General features: G+C 43.1%; 21 protein-coding genes and 1 pseudogene. 12 read left to right on the forward strand and 10 right to left on the reverse strand.

The genetic code is table 11. From position 1 onward, the window contains the following. Window positions 1-402 precede the first annotated feature (402 nt). The 6 genes and pseudogenes from iolR to NSU16_RS19905 all read left to right on the forward strand — a co-directional run bounded on the left by iolR (window position 403) and on the right by NSU16_RS19905 (window position 5,066). Complete coding sequence (gene iolR, locus NSU16_RS19880; RefSeq protein WP_010332530.1) at window positions 403-1,158, forward strand: myo-inositol utilization transcriptional regulator IolR; 756 nt, start codon at window positions 403-405, stop codon at window positions 1,156-1,158. 53 nt (window positions 1,159-1,211) lie between these two features. After that, entirely contained in the window at window positions 1,212-2,144 is a 933-nt protein-coding gene (locus NSU16_RS19885) for an aldo/keto reductase (protein WP_010332531.1), read from the forward strand. Between the two features lie 264 nt (window positions 2,145-2,408). After that, complete coding sequence (locus NSU16_RS19890; protein WP_229148323.1) at window positions 2,409-3,059, forward strand: hypothetical protein; 651 nt, start codon at window positions 2,409-2,411, stop codon at window positions 3,057-3,059. 3 nt (window positions 3,060-3,062) lie between these two features. Continuing rightward, the gene (locus tag NSU16_RS19895) at window positions 3,063-3,371 is read left to right on the forward strand and encodes a DUF2653 family protein (protein WP_268447842.1); all 309 of its coding nucleotides are present in this window, start codon (window positions 3,063-3,065) and stop codon (window positions 3,369-3,371) included. A gap of 79 nt (window positions 3,372-3,450) precedes the next feature. Further along, window positions 3,451-3,552 (forward strand): annotated as a pseudogene (locus tag NSU16_RS19900) (HPP family protein); the annotation flags it as partial. A 128-nt stretch (window positions 3,553-3,680) separates the two neighbouring features. Further along, window positions 3,681-5,066, forward strand: a complete 1,386-nt coding sequence (locus tag NSU16_RS19905; RefSeq protein ID WP_339191795.1) for a sugar porter family MFS transporter — start codon at window positions 3,681-3,683, stop codon at window positions 5,064-5,066. Window positions 5,067-5,110: 44 nt separating this feature from the next. Here the strand turns inward: NSU16_RS19905 and htpG are convergent, their stop codons facing one another. Both htpG and NSU16_RS19915 read right to left on the reverse strand, forming a co-directional pair. Beyond that, window positions 5,111-6,991 carry a molecular chaperone HtpG gene (gene htpG / locus NSU16_RS19910; RefSeq protein ID WP_268444958.1) on the reverse strand — a complete coding sequence of 627 codons (1,881 nt, stop codon included), beginning with the start codon at window positions 6,989-6,991 and terminating at the stop codon, window positions 5,111-5,113. Window positions 6,992-7,180: 189 nt separating this feature from the next. Next, window positions 7,181-7,432: a hypothetical protein gene (locus NSU16_RS19915; RefSeq protein ID WP_010332538.1), complete on the reverse strand. Its 252-nt coding sequence runs from the start codon at window positions 7,430-7,432 to the stop codon at window positions 7,181-7,183. A 116-nt stretch (window positions 7,433-7,548) separates the two neighbouring features. Between NSU16_RS19915 and NSU16_RS19920 the strand changes: the two genes are divergently transcribed. Beyond that, window positions 7,549-8,370, forward strand: a complete 822-nt coding sequence (locus NSU16_RS19920) for an SDR family oxidoreductase (protein WP_339191796.1) — start codon at window positions 7,549-7,551, stop codon at window positions 8,368-8,370. 33 nt (window positions 8,371-8,403) lie between these two features. Here NSU16_RS19920 and NSU16_RS19925 read toward each other — a convergent pair whose 3' ends face one another. After that, a complete protein-coding gene (locus NSU16_RS19925; protein ID WP_326204252.1) occupies window positions 8,404-9,564 on the reverse strand; it encodes a TetR/AcrR family transcriptional regulator in 1,161 nt (386 codons plus the stop codon). Window positions 9,565-9,705: 141 nt separating this feature from the next. On the opposite strand from NSU16_RS19925, the gene NSU16_RS19930 reads away from it, so the two are divergent. Then, window positions 9,706-11,043 carry an aldehyde dehydrogenase family protein gene (locus tag NSU16_RS19930; RefSeq protein ID WP_168749231.1) on the forward strand — a complete coding sequence of 446 codons (1,338 nt, stop codon included), beginning with the start codon at window positions 9,706-9,708 and terminating at the stop codon, window positions 11,041-11,043. Between the two features lie 123 nt (window positions 11,044-11,166). Here NSU16_RS19930 and NSU16_RS19935 read toward each other — a convergent pair whose 3' ends face one another. Together NSU16_RS19935 and NSU16_RS19940 are read right to left on the reverse strand one after the other, a co-directional pair. Further along, on the reverse strand, window positions 11,167-11,592 hold the full coding sequence (locus NSU16_RS19935) for a DUF5391 family protein (protein ID WP_326331377.1): 426 nt from the start codon (window positions 11,590-11,592) through the stop codon (window positions 11,167-11,169). A 212-nt stretch (window positions 11,593-11,804) separates the two neighbouring features. After that, the gene (locus tag NSU16_RS19940; protein WP_339191797.1) at window positions 11,805-11,978 is read right to left on the reverse strand and encodes a MerR family DNA-binding transcriptional regulator; all 174 of its coding nucleotides are present in this window, start codon (window positions 11,976-11,978) and stop codon (window positions 11,805-11,807) included. Between the two features lie 157 nt (window positions 11,979-12,135). Here NSU16_RS19940 and NSU16_RS19945 point away from each other — a divergent pair, with 157 nt between their 5' ends. Beyond that, window positions 12,136-12,591 (forward strand): RDD family protein, encoded by a 456-nt coding sequence (locus tag NSU16_RS19945; protein ID WP_010332551.1) that lies wholly within the window; start codon window positions 12,136-12,138, stop codon window positions 12,589-12,591. A gap of 48 nt (window positions 12,592-12,639) precedes the next feature. On the opposite strand, the gene NSU16_RS19950 is transcribed toward NSU16_RS19945, so the two are convergent. From NSU16_RS19950 to yxaF, 3 genes are all read right to left on the reverse strand, one after another. Further along, on the reverse strand, window positions 12,640-13,845 hold the full coding sequence (locus NSU16_RS19950; RefSeq protein ID WP_339191798.1) for a DUF418 domain-containing protein: 1,206 nt from the start codon (window positions 13,843-13,845) through the stop codon (window positions 12,640-12,642). Between the two features lie 148 nt (window positions 13,846-13,993). Further along, window positions 13,994-15,007 (reverse strand): quercetin 2,3-dioxygenase, encoded by a 1,014-nt coding sequence (locus tag NSU16_RS19955; protein ID WP_339191799.1) that lies wholly within the window; start codon window positions 15,005-15,007, stop codon window positions 13,994-13,996. Between the two features lie 89 nt (window positions 15,008-15,096). Next, window positions 15,097-15,672 carry a transcriptional regulator YxaF gene (yxaF, locus tag NSU16_RS19960; protein WP_168749239.1) on the reverse strand — a complete coding sequence of 192 codons (576 nt, stop codon included), beginning with the start codon at window positions 15,670-15,672 and terminating at the stop codon, window positions 15,097-15,099. Window positions 15,673-15,803: 131 nt separating this feature from the next. Between yxaF and NSU16_RS19965 the strand changes: the two genes are divergently transcribed. Continuing rightward, on the forward strand, window positions 15,804-16,871 hold the full coding sequence (locus tag NSU16_RS19965) for an SDR family oxidoreductase (RefSeq protein ID WP_339191800.1): 1,068 nt from the start codon (window positions 15,804-15,806) through the stop codon (window positions 16,869-16,871). A gap of 37 nt (window positions 16,872-16,908) precedes the next feature. Here NSU16_RS19965 and NSU16_RS19970 read toward each other — a convergent pair whose 3' ends face one another. Further along, window positions 16,909-17,427 carry a DUF1433 domain-containing protein gene (locus NSU16_RS19970; RefSeq protein WP_326219503.1) on the reverse strand — a complete coding sequence of 173 codons (519 nt, stop codon included), beginning with the start codon at window positions 17,425-17,427 and terminating at the stop codon, window positions 16,909-16,911. Between the two features lie 59 nt (window positions 17,428-17,486). Here NSU16_RS19970 and NSU16_RS19975 point away from each other — a divergent pair, with 59 nt between their 5' ends. Next, the gene (locus NSU16_RS19975) at window positions 17,487-18,959 is read left to right on the forward strand and encodes a lipase (RefSeq protein WP_339191803.1); all 1,473 of its coding nucleotides are present in this window, start codon (window positions 17,487-17,489) and stop codon (window positions 18,957-18,959) included. Between the two features lie 14 nt (window positions 18,960-18,973). Beyond that, window positions 18,974-19,384: a hypothetical protein gene (locus tag NSU16_RS19980; RefSeq protein WP_010332560.1), complete on the forward strand. Its 411-nt coding sequence runs from the start codon at window positions 18,974-18,976 to the stop codon at window positions 19,382-19,384. Window positions 19,385-19,532: 148 nt separating this feature from the next. On the opposite strand, the gene NSU16_RS19985 is transcribed toward NSU16_RS19980, so the two are convergent. Continuing rightward, window positions 19,533-20,564, reverse strand: a complete 1,032-nt coding sequence (locus tag NSU16_RS19985; protein ID WP_286059222.1) for a polysaccharide pyruvyl transferase family protein — start codon at window positions 20,562-20,564, stop codon at window positions 19,533-19,535. Window positions 20,565-20,611 lie beyond the last annotated feature (47 nt).

The raw sequence follows: 20,611 nt of genomic DNA on the forward strand, positions 1-20,611 counted from the left end.
GCCTCCTTCATTAGTAAACACATACACTTGTATGGATGGTTCAGGATAGATTCATATGATAAGAATTAAACGCTTTCAAAAAAACCAAAAAAAATCAATGGTTAGATACATGTGTTATGCAAGCAACCATTTCATCACTGAAATCACATATGTCAGGTTACTTCTTGGTCATTTCTTGGTTATATTCTAATCGTATAATACCCATAAGTCAATCATAAACACTAAATTTTCTCATTATTTTTATTATACTAATCTTTCAGCAATGGAAGAGAAAGCCTGCAAGTTCGGTGAATCTTGAAAAAAATTTATACCAATGTTATCATTTTTTAAGCAACTATTGATTAACTTTTGATTTTTATTATATATTTACATTACTTTAAGATTCAAGAAGGAGTTTTTTGTATGAAACTGATGCGGATACAGGAAATGGAGGAGTACATTTTATCGCATGGCACTGTTTCCTTAGATGAGCTGTGCCAGGTTTTCAATGTCTCGAAAAACACAGTCAGACGCGATATCAACAAGCTAACGGAAAAGGGTGCCATCGAAAAAGTATACGGCGGCGTAACATCAATTGAGAAAACCGCATTGGTTCCTTTTGAGAATCGCACCATCCAGCACCAAGATGAGAAAACAAAAATTGCCCATTACGCCTCTCGTTTTATTGAAGACCATGACTTAATCTTCATTGACTCAGGAACAACGACCAAATCGATTCTCGATACGCTTGATCCGAACAAAAATGTCACCATTTTAACCAACAGTTTGGACATTATCAATGCGGCGGCGGCTTTGAAACATATCAACTTAATCATCATCGGAAACAACTATAAAAGAAAAACACGCTCCTTTGTCGGCATGGATGATCCCGGTACCTTGGAGAAGTACAATATCAACAAAGCCTTTATGTCCGCAACCGGAACAACACTGACACACGGATTGACCAATTCGGATCTGCTCGAGTACGACATTAAAAAGAGGATTTCTGAAAAAGCGAAAGAAGTGTATTTATTGGCCGATCATTCTAAATTCGGAAAATCAACGCTGCTGACCTATGCGCCCTTTGACAGACTGCATTGTATTGTGACATCTCAGCCGTTAGATGACGAGTACACGCAGTACTGCCATGAGCACCAAATCGGCATTCATCTAGCTTAACGTTTACAATAGTAATGAGAGTCTTTCATCAATTTTATTCCAGGAGGTAGATCATGAAAAAAGCAACGCTCGGAAAATCAGACCTGCAGGTATTCCCTATCGGATTAGGAACAAATGCTGTAGGAGGACATAACCTCTACCCGAATCTGAATGAAGAAACCGGAAAAGAATTGGTTCGCGAGGCCATTCGCAATGGCGTGACCATGTTAGATACCGCTTACATTTATGGGATCGGCCGTTCCGAAGAATTAATTGGTGAGGTGCTGCGCGAATTCAACCGCGAAGATGTCGTCATCGCCACGAAAGCCGCACACCGAAAAGAAGGAAATGACTTTGTCTTTGATAATTCACCAGCATTTCTTAAAAAATCGGTTGATGAAAGCCTGAAGCGTTTGAAAACTGATTATATCGATCTGTTCTACATTCACTTCCCGGATGAACATACGCCGAAGGATGAAGCGGTTAACGCACTGAATGAAATGAAGCAAGCCGGAAAAATCCGTTCCATCGGTGTATCCAATTTCTCTTTAGAGCAATTGAAAGAAGCAAACAGAGACGGATTAGTAGATGTATTGCAAGGCGAATACAACCTGTTAAACCGTGAAGCGGAAAACACATTCTTCCCGTATACAAAGGAGCATAATATTTCATTTATTCCTTACTTCCCGCTCGTGTCTGGATTATTGGCAGGAAAGTATACAGAAGATACAACGTTCCCTGAAGGAGACCTGCGAAACGAACAGGAACACTTCAAGGGTGAGCGTTTCAAAGAAAATATCAGAAAGGTCAACAAGCTTGCGCCAATTGCTGAAAAGCACAACGTGGACATCCCTCACATCGTATTGGCTTGGTATTTGGCAAGACCGGAAATCGATATTTTAATCCCTGGCGCAAAACGTGCCGATCAGCTGCTGGATAACATCAAAACAGCTGACGTGACGCTTTCTCAAGAGGATATTTCATTTATTGATCAGCTGTTCGCATAAGAAAAAACAGCCTTCTCCATTGGGAAGGCTGTTTTTATTTGCCCATAAATTGGTTTGATTTTGATGTAAAACTTACAAAAAGAGCCATGAATCCGATAAAATAAAGGGAGTTTATCTCAGAAAGAAAGTGATTGAAATAGCTAAATATGATATGAAAGATTGATATGACGCTAGAATAAGCTCATCTGTCTGACCCCCTCTTTCACTTTTGCTGATGATTCAAACCAGAAATAACGGGCCGTTGCAGCCTATGGAGGAAACAGAATGAAACTGAAATATGTAAAAGCCTTAGTTGCAGTAACCGTTGCTTTAGGTGTACTGCTGCCATCAACCATTTCTCATGCAAAAAGTTTTAGTGGCCGCTCATCATCCAGTCACAGCAGCCGAAGTTCAAGCTCGTCATACAGCGGAAGCTATAAATCCAGCCCGAAATCCAGCTACAGTTCAGGATCAAGCTCTTCAAGCAAAAACTCCAAAACGTCTGATGATTCATCATCATCGATTTCGCTGAAAAAGAAATCTTCCGATAAGACAAGCTCATCAAGCTCTAAAACATCGTCAGGCACGTTTTCCGGTGCCACATCAAAAGTAAGCGGAAAGACATACAGCGGAAAAACATCTAAAGCTTATGTTGGCGGACGTTATGTTTCAGTGAATCATTATTACAATGCAGGATTCTCGCCATCAGGATGGTTTGGCTATTATAGCGGATTCACAACGAGCATGTTCATGATCAGCATGATGCACCCTTGGGGTTACACCTATCATCCAGTCGGGGGCCCAGGCTATGTTTCTTATGGCGCTTCGCCTATTGCCTGGATCGTTGATGTCATCGCTTTGATCATTATATTAATCATAGTCATTGCAATCATTCGCGCATTTAAAACACCGAAGACATACAGAAGGAGCTTTTAGGTAATGAAATTAGTATTAAACGAGCAAGAAATTGTAGACGGGATTTGTGTGTATATTTCTAATGAAGAAGAGATTTACCCTGAAGACGTTGAAGTAAAAGAGCTGTCTTACAACAAGCGTACAGGATTTTTCGCTGAAGCCAAATATGGCCTGCATCACAAGCAGCTTGAGTCGGATGACATTTCAGAAGGCATTATTCAGTTCTTAGAGGAGTACCATAACTTCAATCCAGACGTTACCGTCGTTGAATTGCAGTTTGATAAGAAAAAAGGATTCTCCGCCTTGGTTTTCGTCAACGAGGAAGAAGCATAAAAATGTCCTAATTAAAACCTTACTCCGGGCGAGTAAGGTTTTTTAATATGTTTTTTCTCCCGTCCATGAAGTGCTGTAATTACTGTTTCCCGTTTTCATTGGATCTGCCATCATTGTGATCCTCGCTATCGTGATCAATAACTTGCGTAAAAACCGCCAATATCCCTCGTTTTGGCTTTGAATTTCCTTTTGTGAAATCAAGATTTTTTCAAACAAATGTTTCAAATCGATTAGGAAAAGGGTACTACTCTATTAACTTTGTTAAATATAGTACATACTCATTGGCTCAAAGACTGAGGAGGAACATTTGTGAAGACAAATATAAGGAAATATTTGATCTACTTTTTCGGCGCTTTAGGGGGGCTGCTTTACGGTTACGATACGGGCGTCATCTCGGGCGCACTGCTATTTATCAACAATGATATCCCTTTAACAACACTGACAGAAGGATTGGTTGTCAGCATGCTGCTACTCGGCGCGATTTTTGGTTCCGCATTCAGCGGGACGTGCTCCGATCGCTGGGGCAGGAGAAAAGTCGTATTTGTCCTTTCCATCATTTTTATCATTGGGGCGCTCGCTTGTGCGTTTTCTCAAACCGTCACCATGCTAATAATGTCTCGGGTCATTCTCGGTTTAGCCGTAGGCGGTTCAACGGCGCTGGTGCCTGTCTACCTTTCAGAAATGGCGCCGACAAAAATCCGCGGAACACTCGGCACGATGAACAACCTAATGATTGTCACCGGTATTTTACTTGCATATATCGTAAACTTTCTATTCACACCGTTTGAAGCGTGGCGCTGGATGGTGGGGCTGGCTGCGGTTCCTGCCGTGCTTTTATTAATCGGGATCGCGTTTATGCCGGAATCGCCAAGATGGCTCGTGAAGCGCGGACGTGAAGATGAAGCAAAACGAATCATGAAAATCACTCATGATCCAAAAGATATTGAAATAGAATTGGCGGAGATGAAGCAAGGGGAAGCTAAGAAAAAAGAAACAACACTCGGCGTGTTAAAAGCCAAATGGATTCGTCCCATGCTTTTGATTGGGGTCGGTCTTGCTATATTCCAGCAGGCTGTCGGCATTAACACGGTGATATACTATGCGCCGACCATTTTTACAAAGGCTGGCCTTGGTACGTCAGCTTCTGCACTCGGCACAATGGGAATCGGTGTCCTCAACGTCATCATGTGTATCACCGCCATGATCTTAATTGACCGTGTCGGCCGCAAAAAGCTTCTGATCTGGGGAAGTGTCGGCATTACGCTGAGCTTGGCCGCACTATCGGCTGTGCTCCTGATGCTGGGGCTCTCTACATCAACAGCTTGGCTCACCGTCGTATTTCTCGGAGTTTATATCGTATTCTACCAGGCGACATGGGGGCCGGTGGTTTGGGTGCTCATGCCTGAGCTCTTCCCATCCAAAGCGCGCGGAGCAGCGACAGGGTTCACCACTTTGGTGCTATCGGCAGCCAACCTAATCGTGTCGCTCGTCTTCCCGCTCATGCTCAGCGTGATGGGCATCGCATGGGTCTTTATGATTTTCTCAGTCATTTGTCTTCTCTCATTTTTCTTCGCCCTTTACATGGTTCCTGAAACCAAAGGGAAAAGCTTGGAAGAAATTGAAGCAAGCTTGAAACAACGTTTTAAAAGAAAGAACAACAGACAAAGCCGTGTACTCAATGAACGGACGTCATAAATAAAAAAAGGAATCGTCTCATTTGGACGATTCCTTTTTTATTCTTACACCATTACTTTGCACATATTGTTCGTAAATTCCACAGGGTCCTGAATTGGCAGACCTTCGATCAGAAGCGCCTGATTGTACAGGAGATATGTGTACAGGCTTAGTTTCTCTTTATCTTGTTCGAAAGCGTTCTGCAGCGTGTTGAATACCTCGTGATTCGGGTTGATTTCCAGCACTTTGTCCGCTTTTACATTTTGGCTGTCCGGCATCGCATTTAAGATTTTTTCCATCTCGATTGTCACTTCACCGTCAGCTGCAAGGCAGACCGGATGAGATTTGAGGCGTTTGGATACTCTGACGTTTTTCACTTTGCCGGACAGAATATTTTTCATTTCCTCAAACAGATCCTTGTACTTGCTTTCCTCTTCTTCAGACTGCTTTTGATCCTCTTCTGAATCAATGCCAAGATCGCCGCTTGATACAGATTTAAACTCTTTTTCTTGATATGAAGCGAGCATCTTGATCGCAAATTCATCAATATCCTCTGTAAAGTAAAGAATTTCATAGCCTTTGTCCGCTACCATTTCCGTTTGCGGCAGTTTTTCAATCCGATCGTATGAATCACCGGTCGCGTAGTAAATATATTTCTGCTCTTCAGGCATTCTGGATACATACTCGTCTAGGCTGACCAGTTTTTTCTCTTTGGAAGAGTAGAATAATAAGAGATCCTTCAATTGATCTTTATTCGCGCCAAAATCATTGTACACGCCGAACTTCAGCTGTCTACCGAATGATTTGTAGAAGGTCTCATATTTTTCTCTGTCTTTTTTCAGCAGGCTCTGCAGCTCGCTTTTGATCTTTTTGCTGATGTTTTTCGCAATCAGCTTCAGCTGGCGGTCATGCTGCAGCATTTCTCTGGAAATGTTCAGCGACAGATCCTCAGAATCGACCATACCCTTTACAAAGCTGAAGTGGTCCGGCAGCAGATCCGCGCATTTGTTCATAATCAGCACGCCGTTGGAATACAGCTCCAAACCTTTCTCATATTCCTTAGAGTAATAGTCAAACGGCATGTTTTCAGGAATAAATAGAATCGCGTTGTAACGAACGGCACCATCCACACTGATATGAACATGTGTGAGCGGTTTATCAAATCCGTAATGCTTTTCAGAATAGAACGTTTCATAGTCCTCATCTGTCAGCTCGCTCTTGTTTTTTCTCCAGATCGGCACCATGCTGTTGACCGTCTGTTCTTCCTGCACCTCTTCAAATTCATTCTCGCTGCCTTCCTTCGGCTTGTTAACTGTTGTATCCATTTTGATCGGGTAGCGAATGAAGTCGGAGTACTTTTTGATGATCGCTTTTAAACGATATTCTTCTAAAAATTCATCATAGCTCTCATCTTCCGTGTTCTCTTTGATCTTCAGAATAATGTCTGTGCCGACAGAATCCTTTTCACACGGCTCAATTGTGTAGCCGTCCGCGCCTGCAGACTCCCATTTATACGCTTCTTCGCTGCCGAGCGCCTTACTGATAACGGTCACCACGTCGGCAACCATAAACGCCGCATAAAATCCGACACCGAATTGCCCGATGATGTCATGGCCGTCCTTCAGTTCGTTTTCTTTTTTAAACGCAAGAGAGCCGCTTTTCGCGATCGTACCGAGGTGCAGTTCAAGCTCGTCCTTTGTCATTCCGATCCCTGTATCCGTGATCGTCAGCGTTCTCGCACCTTTGTCAGCCGCAACTTTTATGTAGTAATTGTCTTTATCGAAGGTTAGCGCATCATCAGTCAGCGCTTTGTAATAGATTTTGTCAATCGCGTCACTCGCATTGGAAATTAACTCGCGCAGAAAAATTTCTTTTTGGGTGTAAATGGAATTAATCATCATATCCAGCAGCCGTTTGGACTCTGCTTTAAACTCTTTTTTGGCCATTCCGCTCGCTCCTTTTTCATGCTTTGTGATGTTATGTAAACTCTTTTCAGCATCTATTTATCACAAATGATGACTTCTGTCAATATGGTTTTCATCAAAGAACGATAGATGCATATATATGTAAATTTAACATTAGTTGGGTGAGTTTTCACTATTTTTTCTAGACAATCGGATAAGAAAAAGAGAGGATCAGCCTCTCTTTTGTCCTGCATCATTCCAACGGCCAAACTCCCGCTTCATCCAAATATGCACCGGGTAGAAAAACAAACAGAACGGTATCAGAAACAATAGATTATGCCATGACGCATTCAGAAGTGCGCTAGCTGTAACCGGAAACGTAATCTCTTTCAATAAAAAAGAGATGACAGTCAGCACAGCAAACGCAGCCGGAATCGTGACAAGACAATAAAATTTGAGTTCCTTCTTATGCTGTATCTTCAAAACACATAAAACCTCCCACAATTTCTCATTCATCTTACCATATGCAGGTATTACTTTTTTCACATGTTTATCACTGCACACAGCGGGAAGACAAATAAAAAAGGAGGATTCTTGTAATGGGAAGATTAGAAAACAAAACAGCTGTGATCACAGGCGCTGCGACAGGCATTGGACAAGCAACGGCAGAGGTTTTTGCCAATGAAGGCGCGCGTGTGATTGTCGGCGACATTAATGAAGATCAAATGAAAGAGACAGTCGAAACGATCAGACAAAACGGAGGACAGGCTGAGGCTTTTCATCTTGATGTGTCAGATGAAGAAAATGTGAAACAATTTGCTGATCAACTCAAAGACGCGTACGGCACAATTGATATTCTCTTTAACAACGCCGGCGTCGATCAGGAAGGCGAAAAAGTGCACGAATATCCCGTAGATCTGTTTGACCGCATTATCGCAGTCGATCTGCGCGGCACGTTCCTTTGCAGCAAATACCTGATTCCGCTCATGCTCGAAAAAGGAGGCTCCATCATCAACACCTCCTCCATGTCAGGCAGGGCTGCGGACCTTGACCGCTCCGGCTATAACGCCGCAAAAGGCGGTATCACAAACCTGACAAGAGCGATGGCAATTGATTACGCAAGAAACGGCATCCGCGTCAATTCCATCTCACCGGGTACGATTGAAACACCGCTGATTGACAAATTAGCTGGCACCAAGGAACAGGAAATGGGCGAGAAATTCCGCGAAGCCAACAAATGGATCACGCCGCTCGGCCGACTCGGCAAACCGAAGGAAATGGCGACGGTGGCGCTGTTCCTCGCATCTGACGACAGCTCATACGTCACAGGCGAAGACATCACCGCAGACGGCGGCATCATGGCGTATACATGGCCTGGGAAGATGCTGATTGATGAGAAATGGAAGGAAGAGACGAAATAAGAGAGGGGATTCAGCCCCTCTCTTTTTTGTTTTTCAAAGCAATACAATCTTATACTTCTTCACATCCAAAAACTGCAAAAACTCCCTGGCCAGCACCCTCGGATCGTGCGCCTTTCCCTCATCCAGCCGATACAACATCAAACCGATAATCATAGCGGAAACATAATAAGCATAAAGTTTCTTTCCCGCGCGGATATCAAGCTGCTGATGCAGGTAAAAAGATTCCAGCGCTTTGAACATGCTGGGTATCACATGAGGAATTCCCCATTCAGGATTGAGAAACCGGACAATAGGCGAGCGCTCCGATAACGCAGAAAGCAGGCTGGCAAGCGCCGTCTCAGCTTCCGCTAAAGAAAGCTCATCCGGACTGGCACTCACCGTCAGCCGGTCAATCATATCTGCACACGATTGATGAATCATCGCTTGTACCAGCTCATCTTTATTGGCATAGTGATCATAAAAGGTCGCCCTGCGAATGTTGCTTTTTCTGGTAATATCCGAAATCGTCACCGCCGCATAGTCTTTTTTCTCCGCCAATACGTCCAGCAACGCCTCCTGCAGCGCCTGTCTCGTGCGGACAACACGACGGTCAATTTGCTTGTTCTCCTCCGGCTCCGCTTCAACAGCCTGTCCAAACAGCCAATAAAACCGTTTCTGAGAAACAAGTTCCCATACCTTGTGGCTGATGGCTTCTGGAGACGCTGACGCATCCTCATTCAGCCAGTACAAAATAATCGCATACGTATACAAAGCCCTGTAATGTCCGTAAATCTCCTGCTCCATGGGCGTCAAATTGACATGAATCGGAGACAGCATGACATCCTGCTGAAACACATCTTTAAAAAATCGGTGGAAATTGTGATACGGTACGTTGTCTCTAATCATCATTGCTGAGAAGAAAGATTGATGCTGATGAACAAAAGACAATGTCGGATGCACGGTTTGCCGCTTTTGGCTGAGATGAAGTGTATCCATATGCTTGAAGGCTTCATAGAGCGCTTCGCTCAATCCTTCCTGCATGTCACCCATCAAATCCTCAATGATGGAAAACTTATCCTCGTAATAAAGATAGAGTGTCCCGCGGCTCACTTGTGCGTGTTCAGCAATTTCTTTCATTGTAATCTGTCGAATATCCCTTTTTTCTAATAAATCCAGAAGTGCCTGTTTGATTTGAGCCTCAGCAGATTCCGGCAAAAGAGTCACCTCCAAACTTAGACAGATGTTCGATATATGTACGGTAACGTATAGATGATTCTCCGTTGTCTTTCTTATAGAAAAGATACCACTTTATAATAGTTCCGAGATAAGCAGAAAGCAAATGAGGGGGATTTTACAATGGAACAGCAAGTAAAAGACGACATTCAGCGCGTCTTCCAGCTTCAGAAAAAACAGCAAAAAGTGCTGCGCGCTTCAACAGCGGAACAGCGCAAAGAAAAGCTTCAGCGCTTTCTGGATTCCGTCATCGCACATGAAGAGGAAATCATCGAAGCGATCCGCAAAGACGTGCGGAAGCCGTATCACGAGGTCAAAAAAGCAGAAATCGAAGGTACAAAAAAAGCGATCAGAGATAATATGAACAACCTGGAAACATGGATGACACCCAAAGAAGTCGGTTCATCCTTAAGCTCTGATGCCAACGGAATCCTCATGTACGAGCCTAAAGGCGTTACGCTTATACTCGGTCCGTGGAACTACCCGTTTATGCTGACGATGGCGCCGCTTGCCGCTTCTATCGCAGCAGGAAACAGTGCCATTGTGAAGCTGTCAGACTTTACGATGAACACGAGCAACATTGCCGCAAAAGTCATCCGAGATGCTTTTGACGAAAAGGAAGTTGCCATTTTTGAAGGAGAGGTTGAAGTGGCCACTGAGCTTCTTGATCAGCCGTTCGACCACATTTTCTTCACCGGAAGCACAAATGTGGGAAAAATCGTCATGACAGCAGCCGCCAAGCACTTGGCATCTGTCACGCTTGAGCTTGGCGGCAAGAGTCCGACCATCATCGACAGTGAATACGACTTAATGGACGCAGCGAAAAAAATTGCTGTCGGCAAGTTCGTAAATGCCGGTCAAACCTGCATCGCGCCGGATTATGTCTTCATTAAAAAAGACGTGCAGGACAAGTTCGCAGGCATTTTACAAACCATTGTCAACGCAGGATTTATGGAAGATGATTACACGCCGGATCGAAACAAATTTACGCAAATTGTCAATGACCGCAACTTTAACCGCGTCAAAGCTTTATACGACGATGCCATCGAGAAAGGCGCGGAAGTTGTGTTCGGCGGCGTCTTTGACGCAAGCGACCGTACGATCTCGCCAACCGTTTTGAAAAACGTTACGCCAGATATGAAGATCATGCAGGAAGAAATCTTTGCACCGATCCTGCCGATGATGAACTATGAAGACATCGATGAAGTCATTGATTACGTAAATGACCGCGATAAACCGCTCGCGCTTTATGTATTCAGCCACAACCAAGACCTGATCGACAATGTCCTTCAGCACACCACATCAGGAAATGCAGCCATCAATGATGTCGTCGTTCATTTCAGTGACGTCAACCTGCCATTCGGCGGCGTGAATACAAGCGGAATCGGCTCTTACCATGGGGTATACGGATTTAAAGAGTTCTCCCATGAAAAAGGTGTGTTTATTCAAGCAGCTAAATAAACATGGTTCAGAGAATCTGCATCCCTTGCAGATTCTCTTTTTCTATCATCCCCAGTTCAGTCATTTCCAGTTTGTGAATAAATGTAGTTCACAGAAAAATCATGCATCAACAAAAATAGAAAACTATGTAAAATCCCTTGTGGCAGGTTTCTTTGACGAAGAACGAAAAGCGGCAAAAAACCAAATGATGTTTACAGCCGCTGAAGCGATACAGAGCCCCATCACAGTAATCACATCAGAAAGCGGATGGTCACCGAATATACTCACCATCAGCACAATGGCAGCAGTAGATAAGTGAATCAGCAAACCCATGCCGCAAAGCGCCGCCATCACAAATCTCATTGCATCCACACCCAGCATGTACATGAGGATAGGAATGAAATAGAAAACAAGTATCATACCAATTGCCGACCACATACCGATAGAGTTGAACTGATTGGCTGAGGACCCCGTGTCTGCCAGCGGAGAAAGTGAAGCCGCAGCAATCATAGCGCAAAAAAGGAATGCAGAAATCACAGTCAAGATCACCACGCGATTTTTTCTGGACATGATCAATTGACACCTCCTAAAATAGAAATATTAACCTTTATTATCATAAAGGAAAAACTAATAGAAATCGATGGTGTTTCTACCTTAATTTCAGTGTTGTGTTCTATGCCAAAACCTGGTGTAAATACCCAGTATGCGAGGGTCCAAACCCTTCCTCGCTCTCCAGATTCGCTTCAATTAGCTCCCATACCTGCTTGCAGCTCGTGCTCATATCATCCAACCCGTCTGTCGATCAACAGCAGACGTTTCTTGTCGTCCTCACTAAACACCCGATGACCGTTCGCCTTTCGTTTAACCGGCGGAAGCAAGTCGATTTTCTCATCATAACGAACTGCATCCTCAGTCATTTGGCACTGCTTTATGGCTTCTAATAATGTATAAGACATGCTTTTTAATGATCTCTGGTATATTTATATAGTAGAAAAGAAAGGATAAAAGACTCATTTTTTAGTAATATCAGGATTTTATCACCATATCATATTGCAAAAGCTTTTTTTACAAAGTATACTGTTCCAGATTAATTCAAAGGAGAGAGAAATATACATGGAAAAACCGGCAGGATTTTGGATTCGTGTTTTAGCTTATTTGATTGATGGCATTATTGTATCTGTTCCTAGCTATATTATTCTATTTATTATCAATTCTGTATTTATCGCTGGATCCATCGCAACAGACCCATACATGACAAAAGACGAATATATGGTGAAATACTTAACGCTTGCCTTTTTGCCAACCATGCTGATCATGATCGTCATCAGTGTGTTATATTACGGGCTGCTTACAGCTTCTAAAATGCAAGGCACGCTCGGCAAAAAAATTCTCGGGCTGAAAGTAGTCAATGAACAAGGCGGACGCGTGTCTATCGGGCAGGCAATCGGCCGTTACTTTGCGTACATATTATCTGGAATTATCTTTTATATCGGTTTTATCATGGTGGCATTCGGAGAGAAAAAAGGCCTGCATGACATCATTTGCCGCACACGGGTTGTATATAAATAATTGAAAACATGAAAAAGTCTAGACTCCAATATGAGTCTAGACTTTTATTTATCTTGATTTCTTCAAGATCGGCTGCCATTTCATATACGTAAGGCTCCTCCAAAGCCACTCAAACGGCCCCATTCGGAATGCCCGAAGCCAAAGATGGCTGAAAATCATTTGAAGAGCACATACCGCGATCGTGATCAGCACGCCCGCAGCCGGATACACTTTGCCGTATAACCCCAACCCGTAATGATAGAAAATCAACGTACAGATGATCGATTGCATGAGATAGTTGGTAAATGCCATTCTCCCGACTGCGGAAAAGTATTGCAGCGGCTTAGCCAGTCTTGTCTTATGATATAGATACACAATCGTAGTGACGTAGAAAAACATAAGAAAAGGCGCTCCAACCAGCAAACATACTTCTTTTTCGGTCACACTGTACAATATATGAGCGCTGATGCCAATGACCAGACCAGACAGCCATACTCTTTTTAACGCTTTGCGGTGCTTTTCCGGCTGATGCAGCAATCTTGATTTTGCCGCCGCGGCGCCCAGCAAAAACATACTGAAATATGGGATGGAGGCAAAAAAGAAATTCAGCGGATTATAGGTCAGCATGCCATTCATTGACATATAAACGAGACGGTCGTGGATTCGCTGTTCCGCAATGTCTTTCAGGCTGCCGTTTCCGTAAGCATGCAGCGCCTGCTTCGCCTGCTGAATGGCCGCTTGTGCCCATTCTTGACCGTTTGCTTGATGAAAGCTTGCCAAAATGAACGGAAGCGAAAACAGGAGATACAAAGAGACTGCCCATATCAACAGTGTTTTCGGCTTTGCTTTTCTGAACAAAAGGAAAACCAAACCAAGCAGGGCGTATTCCGTTAAGATATCCCCGTCCCATATCAAAAAAGCATGAATGGTGCCAAAGATGAAGAGTGCCAATAATCTTCTGATATAAAGCGGGACAAAACGTTTTCCTTTGCTTAACGCTCTCTCCATCATCACCACCATGCCAAACCCAAATAAAAATGAAAACAGTAAAATACATTTGGTTTGAATCAAAAATTTCAATATGTCTGCTGCAGCAAAATCTGCATCAGACCACTTTTCCGTGAAAAAATTATCCTTTCCAAGCATAGACAAATACATATCCGGATAACTGAAGTGCGCCAAATTCACAAATAGGATGCCGAAAATGGCAATTCCTCTTAACACGTCAAGCACACCAATCCGCTCATTTGACAGAGTCGGCTGTAATGAAGCCATATGAATCACGCTCCTTTTTTTCTATACCTCAAGCGTATGAAAAATAGAAGCGAAGAAACATCGATTTAGATGGCAACACAAAGGAAAAACCTTACAATCCTGTCACCTTCACAATAAAAAGCCAGGCTTCATAGGAAGCCCGGAGATATTATGGTTTCATGACCTTTAAATCTAATGTGTCGATATTCTGCAAGACACGGTCGAATCGCAAAGCTTGAGGTTCACTCGGGAAGATATGCCCCTCATACGGATCTCCTAACGTGCGGAAAAACGGCTCGAATAAGCCCGGAACCAATACCCCCACCATTTTTGTATAGTGAGAATCCAAGCGATAGGAGTGTACAGTGTTGGCAGGAACATGCAGAAAATCTCCTGGATTAAGCTGAATTTCTTCACCATCGGCCCACATCGTCATTTGCCCTTCAAGGCAATAGAAAGTTTCTGTATGATGCTCATGGTAATGATCAACGATGCGATCGCCTTTAGGGCCTTCAGATGATACAACGATAAATTGCCCGTCTGTATTCTTTTGCGCAGCCACTATCCGGTGTAGCTGATCGCCCGTCAACAAACGGTCTCCTTCTCCAGACTCAAGCACATATGGAACAACGCCATCCGGAAGTTCTGTTTTCTCCACTAGTGTTGGAGCACCGGCAGGGTTTTCATCCTCCGCAAACATAATGTCCGCCACCTCAGCCGCTTTTTCAAAACGCTCTTTTGACACTTCTTCGCTTGCGTGCGGCGGATGTTCAGCGTGATCATATGGCGTTCCAAGCACGGAATACATATGTGCGACATTTCCTTTCATTGTGTAAGACACCAGCCGTGTTCTGTGGCTCTGCATCCGGTAGCTGTGCGGCGTTCCGGCCGGAATATTCGCATAATCACCAGCTACTAAAAGATAATGTTCACCATCAAGCGTCAGTTCAAGCTTACCGTCCAGAACAAGAAGCCCTTCATGTGTATTTTTGTGAATATGAAGCGGAAAGGCATCCCCTTTCCCCCCAGAAAGCAGCACGATCTCGAACAAGTCTCCCGTGCTCTTTCCGTTTGCCATCACTGTCGCGACCTGTCTGCCGAACAAGTAGCGCTCTCCCTCTCCGCTGCGGAGCAAGTAAGGCACTTTTTCTTTGGGCAGTGAATGTTTACTTAACGTTTTCATGTTGTTTCCTCCAATTTAGACCAGTCTATATATTTTAGGTTTCTGACTAGACCGTTCTATATAATTGTAGGGGAAAGGATAACAAATTGCTACCCTTTTTTCCTCACCAATACTGGAATTTGTTCGGCAATGAGAAGAAGGGGCGTTTTGTCTTTATTCGTTAACGAAAGCATAATACCGCCTTCAATCATCGAATTGATCAGCATCCCAAGCTGATTTGCTTCTTCTTCTGCAAATCCGTTTTCCATTAATTTTCTGGCGAAAACCGCTTCCCAGCTTTTAAACACCTTCATGCAAACCGTGCGCAGCGGCTCGCTGATTAACGCCGTTTCACTCGCCAGCAAGCCGACTGGAATCCCTTGAATGCTTTCCGTATTGTCAAACTGGCTGGCGGTTTTTTTGATAAAATGCTGAATCGCTTCTGTTGGATCAGAGGATTCATCCATACTTTGCTGTATCACATGTTCAACGATCTTTCCTGTATATGAAACCGCTTCAATCGCTAATTCTTCTTTGCCATTCGGAAAAAAGTGATAAAGCGATCCCTTAGGAGCACCGCTTTCTTTCACAATCTGGTTTAAGCCCGTCGCGTGATATCCTTGCAGCTGGAACAGACGTGACGCTGTGTGAAGGATTTTTTCACGTGAATCTCCTCTGCTAGTCATTGAAACATTCCCTCCTAGGTATGGTAGAGCGACTTATATAATATAAAAAAGAACCTTGGGATTGTCAAAAAGGGGTAGTGGCCTGCCGGTTGGGGTAAATGTAGACAAACATGTCTAGGAGGGGATTCTCGATGCCAAATGATGATACGGTCACCAATACTGAACAGCTTGAAAAACAGCAAAACCCGAAAACGAAGCTCAAACTGAAAAAAGTAAAGGATCAAGTCATCGTCATTACCGGTGCTACAAGCGGAATCGGCCTCGTCACCGCGAGAATGGCAGCCGAAAAAGGAGCAAAAGTCGTCGCAGCAGCCCGAAATGAAGAGGCCCTTCAGGAGCTCGTTGGCGAAGTAAAGAAAAAAGGGCACGAAGCCATCTATGTAAAAGCGGATGTGGGGAAAGAAGAAGACGTCAACCGCATCGCAGAAACCGCGATCAGCACATTCGGCCATTTTGACACATGGGTTAACAACGCTGCTGTTTCGGTTTTCGGACACGCCATGGATGTGACCACCGAAGACATGAAGCGCGTGTTTGACACCAATTTCTGGGGTCCGGTCTATGGAACAAGGGCAGCCGTCAAACACTTTACAAGCAGAGGCGGTTCGGGTGCTCTCATCAATGTAGGAAGCCTATTCGGCGACAGAGGAACCGTCATTCAATCCACCTACGCGTCTGCGAAATTCGCGCTTCACGGATGGACAGAAAGCATTCGAATGGAGCTTGAAAAAGAACAGGCACCCGTCTCGGTCACACTCATCCATCCAGGCAGAATCGACACACCCTACAACGAACACGCCAGAAGCTACCTGGACAAACAGCCGGCTCATTCCCGCTCTATGATCTATCCGCCGGAAGCTGCAGCCGAAGCCATCCTGTTTGCCGCTGAACACCCGAAACGCGACATATACATCGGCTCGCAGGCAAAAGCCATCGCCATGCTGGGTGCACTCTTTCCCCGGCTGACCGACAGGCTGATGGAAAAAATCATGTACTACAGCCAGCATGCGGAAAGACCGTCCAAACCGCGTGAAGAAAGCGCGCTTTACCATGCGGGCTACGGCATGCATGACAGGGGGACAAATAAAGGGTGGCTTCGGTCAAGAAGCTATTATGCAAAGGCCACAAAGCGCTCGGCGGTAACTGCGGCAGTTATTGCCGGACTGGCGGCTTGGGGGATAATGAAGCGAAGGAAGTAAGCCGGTCTCGAAAAAATAAACAGGTATTTTGGCCTGTTTATTTTAATTCTCCTATGTCTTTTAAGTATTGTTCACGCTCTTTTTTATCAGGATATGCGGTTTTGATGTATTCTTCTTTTTCTTTCTTGCTGTATTTGCTCCAGTCAGTAAAACGGTCTCCCACTTCTTTAGAATATCCAATTGAATCTACTTCATTCGATTTATAATATAAAGAGGCATCAAATGTGAACTTTTCCGGCTCATTATTTATATAACCAGTAACTTCAATCATTCCCATTGGACTTATCGTAACTTTCTCATTAAACTTAATATCCTTTATAAAATGGTGTATGTCTTCTTTCTTTAGTTCTTCTTTTATTTTAGGTTTCATTTTTTCAGCGTATGCTTCAGCTTTTTCTTGCTCACTTTTTTCATCCAAATTCATAGTTTGCTTGCCCCCAGACCTTTGCGATGATTGGTCAACTGTATTAGTGTTCTTATGATTCAAATAAAAAATGCCTACTCCGATTACTAATACAATCGCTCCGCAAATTAGTATTTTTTTGGTAAATGACATGGTATTTCATCCTTTTTTATTTTATTATACTAGATATGTAAAGTTTAGGAGTGATGAGTTTGCCTCGAAATAACAACTCTTTGAAATTATCTGATAAGGATTTTAATTTACTTTCCAACAACGCTTACAAAATAAGCAAATATGAAATTGGCGAAATCATAAAAGTAAGCAATGGCCAAATTTTGTATGTTGTGGATTATACAAAAACTGAAAAAGGTCTCAATGCTTTAACTCTTGTCACTGAGGAGGATTACAAACTTTCTAATCATGGCAAACACCCTGAAAAAATCCAAAACGCCATCATCGCATACCGCGGATCGGAACCTATCAGCACTAACCAATTAAAAGAAACGATTAAGGAAACAAACCAGCGTGGAAAAAGAGAAGAGCTCATTAAAGAACTTGAGAAAAAAGGGATCAATATCCCAGCTGATGAAGATGGGTCTTCTTTTGACTCAGTAACAGGTTTCTCTGAATATGCAAATGAAATCATCCAAGATTGGCTTCACATGGATACTAGTTATCTAGTTGGCAAAAAGCCGTTTGATGATGGAACAGATAATCAGGCCATTCAGGCAGATCAATATGCAAAAACAATACATCAAAATTTTAAAAATGCTGACATTCAAGTAACGGGTCACTCATTAGGCGGTTCTAATGCAGGCTATGTCGTAGTGATGAATGACTTTATAGAACGCGGTGTCACTTTCGAGAATCCTAACATATATGAAAACCTGCCTGAGGATGTAAAAGCCCGAGCGTTAAAGGGAGAGTTTCGCAGCCGTTTAACAGAATATATTAATTTAAATGATGGATTATCCTTGCTGAATCGGGATGCTGCTGAAGTAGGCAAAGTAAAAGTGATGTATGACGAAGCTTTGCCGAATGGTGTACAGAATAATAGCCTCCCTGATGAAGTGAAAATGCTGGGCCTTGGACTTAAACATTATGGCAATCAATCTCTTGATATTACACTATTTGCTGAAGCCTTGATGGGAAGTCACGGCTTGGATCGATACAACTTCCATTCAGATGGCTCTGTCCAAACTGTGGATGATGTTTTAAAGAACAACCCTGACTTTGCATTAGCGATGCTTAAGCAAATGAAATCAACGAATGTGAAGGCCAATACAGGTGTTTCGATACTGATCAAATCACATGTATTAATGAATACAAGTACTCAGTTGAAGCATATTGCCGAAACGGAATGGTCAAAAATGATACGCCAGATTGAAAGAATTGATGACAAAGTAAAGGATTCAATTGAGGATGTCAGGAATATGCATGCACGAATGGTTGGTTTTGGCGCCTATGATGAATTATCAGTTTCCGATGTCGATGATCTGATCAATAAGATCAAAATGAACAAACCGCACCACCTTTTTTACTCAAAAGAAAAATATGATCAGGCAGTAGATGCAGCGCTCAATCTGCAACACTTTCTACAGATGATTGCAGATGATCTCGGACATATGGGACATGCGTATCATGATGCAGATCTGGCAGCGGCCAGTCGAATGGGGATTTCATAAGGAGAGAAAGAAACATGGATTTTATGAATAAGAAACCAACAGACGCTGACCGTTTTATGCAAAGAATGACGAGTCAGCATTCAAGCACTTCGATTTTTTCAAATGCTGGTGTAAATACCTCTGAAATGACACCTGAACAATTGGCTGCGTTCAAAGAGAGGAAGAGACAAGAACAAAAATTGGCGTTAATGAATTCAATCAAAAAACAATTAAGCTATGCATTCCAGGAAGACCGTAAGAATTTGTCTTCGATCCTTGAAAACATTACAGATGCCGAGCAGGCTATAAAGACAAAACGAGAAATCCTCAACCATCATATGTCTGGAAAAGCAATAGATAGTGTCACTGATAAAATGAAAGATCACCTTTCATTTGATAAAGTTCATTCTGATGTTTCGAGTGTAATCAATTCCATTGGCTTATAAGGTAGAGAGTCCATATAGCTTAAAATAAGGAAGATATTATCTCCGACAAAGTGGCGCAGCGAGAACGAATCACGAATGAAACTGTGCGTCTGGAAAACGATCATTAGCACAGAAAAAAAGCAGACTGTTCCCAGTCTGCTTTTTTCCATTACGATCTAAAGAAATCAACCAGCGGCTGAAAATCCTTAGACAAATCAACATCATTCGGCTCTGCTTGAAGCAGGCGGTCAATCATTTGCTCTAATTCCTCAATATCATTTTTATCTGTGTATTCAATGAAGTTTAAGCTTTCAAGCCAATCCCGGTAGGAATGTTTAGCTTTGCCGTAGCTATTTCCAAAGACGAGGCATGGTGTTTTGGTGATAATCGAGAAAATCATTGCGTGAAGGCGGTCGGTAATGACCAATTTACTTGAACCGATGCGGTCAAGCATCTCCATAAAATGCTTTTCCCGATCCTCGTAATCAATCATATCGACCGTATCAAGCACCGTGTCTGTACGCTCCGCGTAGGTTGTTTTTTCTGCCCATTTCATCATGTGTGAAATAAAATCTTCATCGGTTACCTTCTCCTTGTCCGCTCTTAAAATAAAAAGAACGCCGTCCCGTTCAAGCTCTTTCGGTACGATATCCAAAGACAGCACCATATCTGGTGTAAAGATCACATTTGAATTGAAGGTTTCTTTCACAACATCGAGCGTCTGCGTCTCCCGCGCGGCAATCGTTAAATGTGGATTTTGGTGGTACGCATCCTGTGTTTTTTTCTTTTCTTTGTTTCCGTCCTCTGTATCTTCAAAATAAACGGATTGAGGAAGAGAAATGGATTTATAGTCTTTAAACGCTGCAAAGACCTTCCTTCTGTCCTCTTCAATATCGAGATAAAGATTGCCTAAATTTCCTCCGCCGGTAAAGCAGACAATATCGTCTTCACGGATGATTTCCTTCACCAATTCGATGCCTTCATCCGTCGCATAGTCCATAATTTCAATATATTCATAGTACGGAAAACGATTTTTAATAAATTTCTCTTCCGCATACGCAATCGCTTGGTCTCCGATGTTTGTGTAACTCGGGGAACCAAACAAAAATACTTTTCGTTTATCATTTAATAAGGCTTCGGGTTTTACATTCGGCGCGATCCCTTTACCTAGTTTTTTGCCTTTGATTTCTTGTACAGTCATGTCTGCGTCCTCCTTCTAGGTTGTGCTTGTTACCTGTCTGTACCCAG

The sequence above is a fragment of the Bacillus sp. FSL K6-1003 genome (genome assembly GCF_037964945.1).
Lineage (GTDB): Bacteria > Bacillota > Bacilli > Bacillales > Bacillaceae > Bacillus > Bacillus mojavensis.